Origin of the sequence: Empedobacter stercoris (assembly GCF_020281205.1) — a bacterium.
Taxonomy (GTDB): domain Bacteria; phylum Bacteroidota; class Bacteroidia; order Flavobacteriales; family Weeksellaceae; genus Empedobacter; species Empedobacter stercoris.
On record NZ_JACXZC010000043.1, the window covers coordinates 1 to 14,238 of the forward strand.

The window sequence follows — 14,238 nt, forward strand, 5'->3', positions numbered from 1 at the left end:
ATTAATCAAAATAATAATACAATAATATTAAATAAAAACTCTACTTTTAAGTGTTCTTAACAAGGGGAAGATTACAAAATGATATGAATTTAGACTAGCTATAAATCATAATCTTTTTATATAAGTTAAAAATTACTTTTTTCTTTTTTCATTTAATTCTTAAAAACAATACCTTTAGGCAATAATAACAACAATACAATGTCAGAAGAACAAAAACGAATCCTAGAAGGCAAGCTATGGGATATTGCTAATATACTACGTGGTAAAATGAATGCGAATCAATTTCAAGATTATATCTTGGGATTTATTTTTTACAAATACCTTTCAGAAAAAATACTAACAGAAGTAAATGAAGTTTTAGCACCTGATGGAATTACCTATTTTGATATAGAAGAAGGAACAACGCAAGGCGATGCTGATTTAGAAGAACTAAAAGCAATTTTAGTAGAAAAGGTTGGTTATTTCTTAAAACCTTCTGAATTGTTTTCGTCTTTAGCTAAAAAAGGAAATGCAAAAGCAGAAGATGAAAATGAAGAAAGCATTGATGTTTTTATCTTAGAAGATTTAGAAAAAGTTTTGCGTAATATAGAACGTTCTACACTTGGAACAGAATCGCAAGATGATTTTGATAACTTATTTTATGATATTGATTTAAATTCGCAAAAGATTGGTAAAACACCATTAGAGCGTAACCAAACCATATCTAAAATAATGAATGCCTTAAACGAAATTGATTTTGATTTAGCCAATACAGAATCTGATGTTTTAGGCGATGCGTACGAATATTTGATTGGTAAATTTGCCGAAGGTGCAGGACAAAAAGCAGGCGAATTTTATACACCTCAACAAGTTTCTACCATTTTAGCTAAAATTGTAACTGCCGATAAAACCAAACTAAAATCGGTTTACGACCCAACCTGTGGTTCGGGTTCTTTGCTTTTGCGTGTAGCGAAACAAGTAGATGAGGTTGGGCAGTTTTACGGGCAAGAAATGAACAGAACAACGTACAACTTGGCTCGAATGAACATGATTTTGCACGATGTATCGTATTTAAAATTTGATATTAAAAATGATGATACCTTAGAGCGACCTCAGCACGCAGAACAACAATTTGAAGCCATTGTTGCCAACCCACCATTTTCTGCCAATTGGAGTGCCAATCCTTTGTTTATGGACGACGAACGTTTTTCGCAGTTCGGAGCATTAGCACCAAAAGGAAAAGCAGATTTTGCCTTTGTGCAACATATGTTTCATCATTTAGCTGATAACGGAACTATGGCAACCGTTTTACCACATGGCGTTTTGTTTAGAGGAAGTACAGAAGAAAAAATCCGTAAACATTTTATTGAAGAATTAAACGCTATTGATGCCGTAATTGGTTTGCCAGCCAATATATTTTTTGGTACAGGTATAGCCACTTGTATTTTGGTATTAAAAAAATGCCGAAAAGACAGCGAAAATATTTTGTTTATAGATGCAAGCAAAGGTTTTGAAAAACAAGGCAACCAAAACGTTTTATTGCCCGAGCATATTAATTCGATTGTAGAAACATACAAAAACAGAACAACGGTTGATAAGTTTTCGTACTTAGCAACGCTTGATGAGGTACGCAGTAACGATTACAACTTAAACATACCTCGTTATGTAGATACGTTTGAGGAAGAAGAAGCCATTGATATCAATGCCATTGCAGAAGATATAAAACAGTTGGATATAGATTTACAAGCCAACCAACAAACCATTACAGATTTTTGTAAACAACTAAACATTAATACACCTTTTTAAGCAATGGAAAATTTACAACCAAAATTGAGATTTCCTGAGTTTAGAGAGGATTGGAAACATATAAGTTTAGGGGAAATTTCTATGAAACCTAAATATGGATTAAATTCTTCAGCTAAAGATTACGATGGTAACAATGGTTATTTGAGAATAACCGATATAGATGAGAATACAAATAAATTTATATCTAAAGGTATTACAAGTCCTGAAAAATTTTCAGATGATTATTTATTAAATGAAGGAGATTTACTATTTGCAAGAACTGGAAATAGTACAGGAAAATCATATTTATATGATAAAAATGATGGTAGATTATATTTTGCAGGATTCTTAATTAGATTCCGATTAAATCCTATTAATAATTTCAAATTTATATTTTATCAAAGTAAATTATCATCTTATGATAAATGGGTTAAGGTAATGTCAATGAGGTCAGGTCAACCTGGAATTAATTCTGAAGAATATTCTTCATTAAGGCTAAATATCCCAACCCTAAAAGAACAAACCAAAATCGCTAATTTTTTGGGAGCAGTAGATAAACAGCTAGATGTTTTAAACCAAAAGAAAGAAAAACTAAACCTTTACAAAAAAGGCGTAATGCAACAATTGTTTTCGCAACAATTACGCTTTAAAGACGATAACGGAAACAATTTCCCTGAATGGGAAGAGAAAACGTTGGGAGAGGTAGCGAAGATTAATAAAGGTCAGCAGCTGAATAAAGAGCATTTTATTGAAGGAGGAAATTATAAAGTATTAAATGGAGGAATTTCACATTCGGGATTTACAGATACATTCAATAGAAAAGGTAGTGTTATTACAATTAGTGAGGGAGGAAATTCATGTGGATTTACGAGTTATATCACCGAAGATTTTTGGTTAGGAGGTCATTGTTATGCTTTAGATGATTTAGCAAGTAATATTAATGATATATACTTATATCAATACCTTAAGTTTATAGAACCCAAAACAATGAGGTTAAGAGTTGGCTCAGGTCTTCCGAATATTCAAAAAAAAGATTTATCAAAATTAATTATTACAATTCCATCAATAGCAGAACAAAACAAAATCGCTGAATTTTTATCGGCAATAGATGTGCAAATAGAAGCCGTAGAAAACCAAATAACTAAAACCGAAACGTATAAAAAAGGATTGTTACAACAAATGTTTGTGTAAATAATACAACTTATGACTACCCAATCAGAACAAGCACTAGAAAATAAAATGATTCAACAATTGGTTAGCAATGGTTACGAGCGTGTAACCATTACTAACGAAGATGATTTAGTTGTCAACCTAAAAAAACAACTAGAAAAGTTTAATCATACTACATACTCAGATTCAGAATTTAAGCAAATCTTAAATCATTTAACCAAAGCATTAAATCCGTTTGATAAAGCAAAGGTTTTACGAGATAAGTTTTCGTTTAAAAACGATGAAAACGAAACCGTTTATGTCGATTTCTTAAACTTAGAGCATTGGTGTCAAAACGAATACCAAGTAACTCACCAAGTAACCATGCACGGCAAGTACGAAAACCGTTACGATGTTACAATTTTAATCAACGGTTTGCCATTGGTACAAATCGAATTAAAAAAACGTGGTTTAGAAATTAAAGAAGCCTTTAACCAAGTGTTGAGGTATCATAAACATAGTTACGGTGCTGGCTTAGGGTTGTTTCAGTATGTGCAATTGTATGTGATAAGCAACGGAACAAATACAAAATATTACACCTACAGCAAAGAACAAGATTTTAAATTTACGTTCTATTGGACAGACGAGAAAAACAAACGTATTTCTGATTTAGAAGATTTTACCAATACATTTTTAGATAAATGCCACGTTAGTAAAATGATAACGCGTTACATTGTTTTACACGAAGGCAATAAACAAATAATGGTTTTACGTCCGTACCAATATTATGCGGTAGAAAAAATAATTGATAAAGTAAAAAACAGCACTACCAACGGTTATATATGGCATACAACGGGTTCAGGGAAAACGCTGACTTCATTTAAAGCAAGTCAAATTTTATCTAAACTACCAAAGGTAGATAAGGTTGTTTTTTGTGTAGATAGAACCGATTTAGATTATCAAACATCAAGAGAATTTAACGAGTTTAGTCCTGGTTCTGTAGATTCTACAGATAATACTAGGAAATTAGTACAACAATTTGCCGATGTAAATACTAAACTAATTGTAACCACCATTCAGAAATTAAACACCGCTATCAGCAAAGAAAAGCATACGAAAGTAATGAACGATTTAGCGGATAAGAAAGTGGTTTTTATTTTTGATGAATGCCACCGTTCACAATTCGGAGAAACACATAAAAGAATTGTTCAGTTCTTTAAAAATCATCAAATGTTTGGTTTTACGGGAACACCAATTTTAGAAAAAAACGCACAATCTAAAAACGGAGTTAAGAAATTAACAACCGATTTATTTGGCGAACGCTTACACGATTACGTTATTACCGATGCAATCAATGATAATAATGTATTGCCTTTTGCTATAGAATATGTTGGAAGATATAAATACAAAGAAACATCTAAAAACAATTTAGATATTGAAGTAGAAGCTATTGATACCAAAGAACTTTTTGAAAGTGATGAACGTATTGAGAAAATAGCCAATTACATTATAAACAACCACGACACTAAAGCAAAAAACAAAGGCTTTACAGCGATGTTTTGCATTAGCAATACCAAAACATTAATTAAATATTTTGATTTATTCAGAAAGCTAAAAAACGAAGGAAAACATAATTTAAAAATTGCAACCATCTTTAGTTATACAGCCAATGAAGATGCCAATGAAGATAAATCAGGAGAAATTCCTGAAGAAAATTTAGACTTCAGCAATGCAAAAGTTGATATTCATACAAGAGATGTTTTAGATAAATACATAGAAGAATACAATAAGGAATTTGGTACAAGCTATTCAACAAAAGACAGCAAATCGTTTAACGATTATTACAAGAACGTAGCAAAACGAGTAAGAGAAAAAGAAATTGATATTTTATTTGTTGTAAATATGTTTTTAACGGGTTTTGATTCGCCAAACTTAAATACCTTGTATGTTGATAAGAATTTAAAATATCATGGCTTAATTCAGGCTTATTCACGTACAAACCGATTAAAAGGAGAGAATAAACCCTACGGGCAAATTGTTGTTTTTAGAAACCTTAAAAAAGCAACTGATGATGCAATTGAATTGTTTTCTAATAGAGAAGCTAAAGAAGTTATTATTGTACCACCTTTAGAAGATTATATTGACCAATTTAATGAAGCAGTAGCAACACTTTTAGTAATTGCTCCAACGTACCAAAGCGTTGATGATTTTTATTCTGAAACTCAAAAATTACAGTTTGTAAAAGCGTTTAGAGAATTATTGAGGTTAAAAAACCGTATGGATACCTATGCAGATTTTAACTTTGCAGATTTAGTTATAGATGAACAAGCGTTTAATAACTACAGTTCTAAGTACCAAGATTTAAAACGTGAAGCAGAAAATCAACCAAATAAAGATTCAATTTTAAACGAAGTTGATTTTCATTTAGAGTTGATTCATAAGGATATTGTAAACGTAGATTATATTTTACGTTTGTTAGCCAACTTAGAAGAAGAAGAAATTGAAACAGAAACCAAGAAAAAACGTCAGTCAGAAATTTTATCAATGGTTGATAATGACCCTGTTTTAAGAAATAAACGAGATTTAATAGAAAAGTTTATAATTGAGCAACTGCCAATCTTAGAACAAAATGAAGACGTTACAGAAGCGTTTAGCGATTTTATTAACACAGAGAAGGTAAAAGAGTTCAAATACCTTGTAGAGGAAGAAAATATCAACGAAAATAGATTAGAAGAAGCAATGGAATCTTATATGTTTTCAGGGAGATTCCCCACAAACAATGAATTGGTTGAAACCTTGAAAGAAAAACCATCGTTTAGAGAGCGTAGAACAATAGGCGAACGATTAATATATAAAGTAAATTACTTTGCTGATAGATTTTTGAGATAAAAAAAATAAACAAAAAACCTCATCAAAATAATCTGATGAGGTTTTTTTAAAACGTACATTTTTTACATTATCTACATTAATTTAGATTTCGGAATGTTTTCCAATCGTAGTTAATTAAAATATTGGATATACTAACTTAGCGATCAGTTGAAGTTAAGACTAAAATCTTAAATTTATCACATGAAACAAGGATGAAAATTCTATGATACCGCTTTTAAAATAAGAGCAGTAGAATTAAGTAATGATAGAAGTAATTTATCAGAGCTAGCGTGAGAGCTTGGTATAAAAGTTTCTTTACTTTATAAATGGCGAAAAGAATATCAGCAATTTGCTCGATCTCATCTTGAAGTTTAGCAATGTTGTGAGTTCCTTTCAATTTGGTATATTTATCAAAGTAATTACAACTAAAATCGGAAGTCTTTTTTAACATTCAACCCTGTATAAAATATTAATTGATTTATCTGTTTTTTAATTGACTGTTGGTAAAATAATGTGACAAATTTTTGAGGTTTAAATAAGAATATAAATATCTCTTTAATCCATAAAACAACTTGCTCTAAATTAAAATTATCAATGATATCTTTTAAAAACTTTGGTAAAAGGTCCATTTTTAAGGTGTTATTTTAAGCTTTCCCATAACATTGTTTTTTCACTAAACAACTATAGCTTTAGTTTTGTAAAAAAATCAGCTATATCTATATTTCGTAATATTATTCCAAACATACAACAACCATCTCACAATAAACTACGGTTTCCCGCAAAAACGAAAAACCTCCCTAAAATTGCTTCTAAAGAGGTTATTATTTATACTATTTTGTGTTTTTGTGCCTAAAATTAGAGTTGTATAATAGTTATCAATGTTATGCGATTGTGCTAATTTTTAATTTTTCAAAAATATCTTTTAATAGATAATTTATTGAGACAAAAGCATCTCTATTTTGTTCACAAACGCAATTAGCGAATTGTTTTTTATTATCGTCTTTTACTTTACTGGTAATTTGTAAAATTTCATCATCAGAAAAATTATTTTCTTTCAAAACTTCAATTGTTAAATGTTCAATTTCTAAATTAAGAATAGAGGTGTCAATCGTAATTTTACTCAAGTCCCTATCCTCTAACCAACCATTTTCTTTTGCCGATTTCCAGCATTCAATAGACATTAAGTCTTCAATTGTAGTTGGAAATGTAATTCCTTTATTTTTTATGGTTTTTAGAAATACAGAGTATTTATAACTACTTTTAATAATGGAAAATGTTTTAAACTCAGCAGAAGCTGAATCAATTTGTTTTCTAATACTTTGAATGCCTAAATTGCCAGCATTATCATCATCAAAAAGACCAACTGCTTTTAAATAAACATTTGCTTTATCTTTTGTTGTCAACGATTTTGCCCAAATAAATAACTGTCTCTCAACCCAATCAACACCACCTCCATAATTTATTGTATCAATAAATACCTTATCTAGATATTCTTCATAATAATATTTAATACCACATTCTAAGATTTTTTTATCAGTTGGGCCTTCAACAAAAACTGTTTCAATTTTACTAGCCATAACCCTACTTTTTACTAAGCTTATGTGATGAATTAAATCTCTTAAATTAATTTTCCAAATTTCAGAACTTGAATCATAATGCCAAATTTTCCATACACCTTCATACGCATTCTTTAATTCTTCAAATTGTGTTAATCCTACGATGTACATTGGAACATTAATGTTATTCTTTTTTCTGTAAAGTGATTTAATAAGTGATTTTCCACCATTATCATCTACATTGTGATCATCAAATTTTAAGGGCATCTGCAAATCTGTAATTAGTAGATGAAATTCTTTTAATTTAAGATTTTCTATTGCTTCTTGGACACAAATTGCCTGACTTATTGATAGTGTTTCACTAAAAACTTCTTTAATTGTTTTTATAATAGATGATATTTTATTCTTGTCGTCATCTACAATTAAAATATTAATGTGGTTCATTATTTAATTTCTGATATTAAATTTGACATTTCAATCTGCCAATTATCTTCATTTGAATTATAGAAAACAGCTCCTAAATAAAAATCAGAAAAATCCTTTTTGAAAATAGAATTAACTTCATTAAAAGTTATATTTCCTTCTTTAGTAGGAAATATATCAAACATTGTAAAAAGTATTGTAGGGAGAAATAATTTTCTACGCTTCATTTCTCGTAAAATTTTTTCACCACCGAATTGCTCATAATTTCCCCCTAAATCATTGTTACCTTTTTCCCATAGTGGTATTGTCATATCTAAAATTAGAAAATCATACGCATCTTTATTATTTTTAATTTCAGATAATCCACTTTGAAAAGATTCTTTAATAGTAATCTTTTCAGAAGAAAAATAAGTTATCAATCTTTCAATCTTAACCTTATCATCTTCAATGATTAAAATATTATTCATTTTTATTGTACTTTAAGAATGGGAAAAATAATTGAATAGAAATCTGATCTTTTTCAATCTCAAATTCAAACCTATCTGTTTTTGAAAAAGTCTCATAGATTAAAATTCTTTTAATCTTGTCAAATCCACTTTCTCCTTCTTTATTAGAGCGATCTATGTTATCGTGATTATTCCAATTATCTTTTATTTTCTGTAATTTAATTTTATTATCCGTATAATCAAATTTTTCGTTAATGCTATTTACAAATCTTATTGTTAAATATTTGTCTTCAAGTGAATCAATTTGAATTTTAATATTGACTTTATCGGAAGTTAATTTTGAATGTTGGATAATATTGTTGAATAAAATATTAAATACAAATATTAAGCTACTATAAACTCCAAATGGTTCACATTTTAGATCAATTATTGGGCTTATTTTATGGTTTGGATTAATCTTATTTGTGAGCTCAATACTTGCATCAATAACAGTTTCAATACTCAACAATGTTGAACTACTTGTAGTGTTTAAATAAAACCAATTTAAAATCTCGTCCAATTCATTTTGAATTTCAGTACTAGATTTAATTAGATTAGGAATAAGTTGGCAATCTACGGGAAGATTTAATTCTCTTAATTGTTCAATAGTAGTATTTATTATTTTCTCAAATTTATCTGGAATAGTATTAGAAAAAACTCTATCAATCTCTTCTTGTAGTTCAATTAGAGTATGATTCACTAAGTTTGTCAAAAGCATGTCAATTATACTTTCAGTAGAATCAAATGATAATTTATTTTGTGTATAATAGTTGAATAAGGTACTATCATTAGTAAAAAATTTGAATATTCCATTTGATTTGTCAACTGTTTTTTCAGTTTGTATTTGAATTAGATTTTCTACAATGAAAGTTGTATAATCATCAATTTCCTTTGAAAAGTGTTTTAATAAAAATTGAACGTTATTGTTTGTTTCAGGAACTCCGGCAAGTTGATTTGCCCACTTTTCATTGTCTCTATATTTGTCTTTTAATTTTGAGGTAACTAAATCTAATTTTTCGAAAACACTTCTAATATGGTTTTTTAATGCACCGTGTCTAATTCTTGTACTTAAACAACTATCTAAGCCATACTCTTTACTAAAGAGAAAATTTTCTCTAGATTCAAGATATATATTTTTAAAAGCTAAATAATCAGCACTATTATATTTTTCATCAATTTCATTTTTTTCAGTCAATGCTTTTTCCCAGTTTCGTGTATTTGATGTATTAAATCCTAGAAGTGCTTTAGTAGATGATAAAGTTTCTATTTCTTTAAATCTTTTAAAATCATCTTTAAATTTTTTGCTTTGAACTTCTTTTAAACTTGTAACATCTATGTAAAGCCTTCCTTGATCAACTTCTTTTAAAACTTTTCTTACCGAATTAATTCTATAAATTTCATTTATTTCGCTCTCATAATTTATTTTATTTGTAGGATCTATAGAGATCAATATGTTTAATATTTTTATCCTATCCTCTTCAACATCATTAATTGACAAATACTCAGTTGAGTATTTTAGAGTATCTATTGTTACAACATTATTTAAAAAATAAATTGTTTTTTCTAATGAATGTATTTCTAAAAAACTATTAATTTCTAAATCTTCAATTGAAAAAATATCAAAAGAGCACATAAAATCATCATATGCTTCATATAAATCATATTCCTTTACAATAAGAGAATATAAAATTGGATATTCAATTAAATCAACAAAATTATCTTTAATTTGACTATTGTAGATTTCATTGTATAATTTATAATGATTTATTTTTCTGGTAATTATAAATTTATCAAAAAATATATTTCCAAATAATTCTAAAGACTCTTTTAATAATTTTAAATTTAATAAGGAATAATATAAAAGGTGTATTTTTCTTTCATAATAATATGAATTACAATCTAAATCTATTTGATGATTAAGAATGCTTATAACTTTATCATAATTTTCTAATTTGTAATTTCTAATAGCTTCAATTATTACGCTTTGCATATTTGAATTTGAAATATTACTTTCAAAATGAGTGTCCAATCCATTTTTATAATATTGAATTTTGAAGCATTGATTATGTGACAATAAATTAAAATTTTCAACAATTGAACTACGTTTATCACTTAAATAAATATTGTTTTGAGAAGTATAAGACGATGATAGTATGCCTATTATATAATTCCTGTCATCCACATCTTCAATTTCAGCGAGTAACCCGAAAATTTGCTTACCAAAATTTGTATTCATTAAAACAAGTGAGGTTTTAAGTTGTTTATTCCAACTTTCTTCACCATCTTTTTTAAATGTTAATAAATTGTAAGTGTCTAATAAAATATTATTTATTGTTTCAACAGATTCAAATGATTTAAAACTAAGGTTTAAATTAATTAATGATTTACAATAGACTTGATAAAATTCGTATTCAGTAGGATGTTGTAAAATTCCAAACTCAGCTTTTTCTAAAGCCTTTTCAAAATCTCCAGAATAATATAGATTTAAACATTCAATAATATCATCGTTATTTTTTAATAAAATGATTCCTTTTTTATCATTTATAATATTGTAAACATTAGTAAGTCTAAAGTCGTTAGAAATTTTATTAATTGCACTTTTTATAAAAGTAAGAAATAGTTTATCGTATTGCTGAGTTTTAGAAATGTTGTAAAGAATGACATCAATTAGTATCAGGTATTGATCTATTACAGAAAAGATATTAGACACATAGATAACACTTGCTAAATCAGAGTATTTATACTCGTAATTTACAATGTTAAAGTTTTTAAAAACAAAAAAATCTTCAATAATACCGTCGGCGTTAATTGAATTAATATCATTTTGAAATTGATTTAAAAAACTTTCATAAGATAATTTTAATTCAATCCTTTTACTACTAGAATTTATAGAGAACTCATAAATAGAGTTATTAATTTCATTTAAGTATTGCGTAAGTAAATCCCAGTTTGATTCTGAACCACTAACTTTTTCTTCAATGATTAAATTTGCTTCGATACTCCATAAACTTATTCCAAATGCATATTCAACATCTCTAATAACTTCTTTAGCTTTATCAAATTCATCTAAAATTATATGGTTTTCAAAATTATTTTTTAATGCTAAAAATGAATTGATTTCGTCATAATGATTTTCTAAAATATTAGTAATCCATTTAAACTCTTTTTTAAAGTCTCTAGTAAATGAATATGGTTCTTTTAAGTGTATATCTTCTGTGCTTTTAAAAAATGGATTTGATGTTAATGTTCTATAAAAAAAAGGATGTAACTTTAATGCACCTTTATATTCCCCAGCATTTATATTTAATTTGATTTGATTAATTTGATTTGCAACGGTTAAATTACGATTGCTCAAAATTGATCTAACAATTTTTTTATATTCCATTCAATGTTTCTTTATAGTTTGTTGATTAGCATTTTGCATAGCGGTTGACGGATTTGCGACAGTAAAAAATATAGCAACGAAGTTGCGTGTATTTTTTATTTAGCAAATTCGATGATGTACGCAGTTCGGAGCGATAGCGATGAAATGTGTACATTATCGGAGTAATCCGTCAACCGATGTGACGCGATTCGTAGCATAGCGGAGAATTGCGTCACATCATTATTTTTTACGAAACTATTATAGCTTTAGTTCCGTTTATATAACAAATATATAAATTAATCTAATTTATAACCATTATTGTGTAAATAAACAAAGAGCTCTATATAGAACCCTTTGTTATATTAAATCTGATGTATTTACATATTAAAAAATACTCTGGAGTTAGACAAACCTAAAATTAACTCCAGAGTACTATTAATAACATTAAACTTACCTAAAAGCTAACACTACTAATTTAGTATATTGTTTTTAAACAAAACGTTTTTAATTACTTAATATCTTTTACTTTTTTTATGAACTCCTCATAAGTATTAGATTTTTCATTTTCCTAATTAGTTGGTTCTATTAAATCATAAATACTTATTCTTAATAGTTTTACAATATATTATTTTATAGAATAAAGAAGCTTAGATATTATGAGTAATTTATATTAAAAGTTATTTTTTGACCATCTTGTAAATCTTTAATTTGAAATGCTAAATCTGAAGAAAATTCAATTAATTTATTAAAAGATAGTTTTATAATATTCTCTAATTCATATTTACCACCTAACACAGCAGGTTTTATAAGCGTGAATTTCTCATTTTCACTTAGTTCACCAAATTTTCTTATTGCATCAGTTTTTAAAAAATTAAGATTCCAATCTTCGATAAATTCCTCAGTTTTTTGAATTTCTAGAAACTCTTCTAGACTTTCAGAAATTTTTTCACATTGTAATTCTTCAGGACAAATTCTCCAAATAGATTTATCATTATTTAATAAAATTAAATTACCAAAGTCATTTTCATCAATGATTTTAATAAATTTAATATTTAGCCATTCCCATTTATTGTTAATAATTTCAAGCATATAGTGAAGTAAAAAAATAAAGCTAACATACTAATAACAAAATTGAATATACTAGCTTCAAACTCATTATGATATTAAAATTAGTTCTTAGGCTTTATATAAATAGCCTTTCTACCAGTTGTTTCTTCTGAATTGACCAACTCATCGTTTTTTAAGTTCCTCATAACACCAGCAATAGCAACAGAAGTTATATTATTTGGCACTAATTTCAACCGAACTAACTCCTCTTTTATTTCAGCAACAGTTTTACCTTTATTAAGAAAATTAGTATTTACTATATGCTCCCTAATTTTTGATGTCAATTTTAAAGATTCTATTCTATCTCTAGGTAATTCATTTAGGGGTTTAAGAGGAATTTTAAAGTCTAATAATGTTTCTAATGGGTACTGAACAGCTTTTGCATATTCAATATATAAATCAATGTCTTTTGCAATTCCTTTTTCAACTTTTAAAACTGAACTCTTTGAAATTTCAGTCATAAGAATAATGTCATCAATAGATAAAAAAAGTTTCAAACGATGAGATCTTAACTTAGCTCCTATTTGCTCTCTATATTTAGAACCACTACTATTCATTAATGTCTATAGGTTTTTAATTAGAAAATAATTTGCATTTAATTAAAAAAGTATTATATTTGTTATAGCGAATTGATAATTAGTCTATAAAGACAAATTACTTACGATGGGTTCTCGGCTCAAAACGACCAATTTTACCTCGAGACTGTCGTGGAATCGCTCCATGTCTAAAAAGTTTTGTACTTTCGTATATGGCATGGGCGGTTTTCACGTATGCTTTAGAGGTAACTTTTAAACTTTCGAGTTTTTAAGATGGGTTTGGTCGCCCTTGAGTCTAAAGTGTGAAGCCGCCTTGCTTTTTTTGCAAGTATTTCTTCATACACGAGAAACATCGTTCCATAAAACCCAACACAAAATGAGAACGAAACAATTTTCATTCATCCGTAAAAAACCACCAGACAAAGTCTGTTTGTTTTTTCCATTCTTTTAAAGAACAATACTCCGTTTTAATAACATTTAACGGAACGTAAAGCAAAGGGCTATCCTTTCTTTACATGCTCTCTATCAGAGCCTCAGTAAGGAGACTTTGACTGCAAGGTTATACTCTTTTTTTCGCACATTAAAAGTAAACCCTTTATTGCCATTTTCCAAATTTATTGGGCTCTGCTACCTTTTTTGTTTGTTGTATTATGTAAAAAGTACAGATTAGATGTTAGATATGAGAATTGAGATTTTAGAGTTGTACGATGTAAAAAGTACAATGTAGTATGTATTTAAGATTAAGAACGAGATTAAGAACGAGATTCTTCGACAGGCTAAGAATGACAAAATCTGTTGTTTAAAAGTGGATTTGAGTATAGAAACGGGAATTAAAAATCCGACGATTTAGAATCGAAATGTAATTCAACTCTAAATTATTGGAATAAAAAAGTTGGAGTGTTTGAGTGGAGCGAGTTGCCAACTTTATGGAAATAATTTATTTAGTTGAATCATTGAGAGACTACTGTCGGCATCTTTTTTTGTTT

8 protein-coding genes are annotated in these 14,238 nt (G+C 27.9%); 3 read left to right on the forward strand and 5 right to left on the reverse strand.

The window, feature by feature from the left end:
- The first annotated feature begins 198 nt into the window (after positions 1-198).
- Genes IF125_RS13620 through IF125_RS13630 form a run of 3 tightly spaced genes read left to right on the forward strand, consistent with a single transcriptional unit; the run spans position 199 to position 5,802 of the window.
- On the forward strand, positions 199-1,785 hold the full coding sequence (locus IF125_RS13620) for a type I restriction-modification system subunit M (protein WP_225542852.1): 1,587 nt from the start codon (positions 199-201) through the stop codon (positions 1,783-1,785).
- A gap of 3 nt (positions 1,786-1,788) precedes the next feature.
- Positions 1,789-2,955, forward strand: a complete 1,167-nt coding sequence (locus IF125_RS13625; protein WP_225542853.1) for a restriction endonuclease subunit S — start codon at positions 1,789-1,791, stop codon at positions 2,953-2,955.
- A gap of 12 nt (positions 2,956-2,967) precedes the next feature.
- Positions 2,968-5,802, forward strand: coding sequence for a type I restriction endonuclease subunit R (locus tag IF125_RS13630; protein WP_225542854.1), 2,835 nt, complete (start codon positions 2,968-2,970; stop codon positions 5,800-5,802).
- 860 nt (positions 5,803-6,662) lie between these two features.
- Here IF125_RS13630 and IF125_RS13635 read toward each other — a convergent pair.
- The 5 genes from IF125_RS13635 to IF125_RS13655 all read right to left on the reverse strand — a co-directional run bounded on the left by IF125_RS13635 (position 6,663) and on the right by IF125_RS13655 (position 13,273).
- Positions 6,663-7,781, reverse strand: a complete 1,119-nt coding sequence (locus IF125_RS13635) for a response regulator (RefSeq protein ID WP_225542855.1) — start codon at positions 7,779-7,781, stop codon at positions 6,663-6,665.
- The gene (locus tag IF125_RS13640; RefSeq protein WP_225542856.1) at positions 7,781-8,227 is read right to left on the reverse strand and encodes a response regulator; all 447 of its coding nucleotides are present in this window, start codon (positions 8,225-8,227) and stop codon (positions 7,781-7,783) included. The genes IF125_RS13635 and IF125_RS13640 overlap by 1 nt, the downstream gene beginning before the upstream one ends.
- Positions 8,220-11,630, reverse strand: a complete 3,411-nt coding sequence (locus IF125_RS13645) for a hypothetical protein (protein WP_225542857.1) — start codon at positions 11,628-11,630, stop codon at positions 8,220-8,222. The genes IF125_RS13640 and IF125_RS13645 overlap by 8 nt, the downstream gene beginning before the upstream one ends.
- Positions 11,631-12,263: 633 nt before the next feature.
- Positions 12,264-12,698, reverse strand: coding sequence for a T6SS immunity protein Tdi1 domain-containing protein (locus tag IF125_RS13650; protein WP_225542858.1), 435 nt, complete (start codon positions 12,696-12,698; stop codon positions 12,264-12,266).
- 80 nt (positions 12,699-12,778) lie between these two features.
- Positions 12,779-13,273 carry a RodZ family helix-turn-helix domain-containing protein gene (locus tag IF125_RS13655; protein WP_225542859.1) on the reverse strand — a complete coding sequence of 165 codons (495 nt, stop codon included), beginning with the start codon at positions 13,271-13,273 and terminating at the stop codon, positions 12,779-12,781.
- Positions 13,274-14,238: the final 965 nt, after the last annotated feature.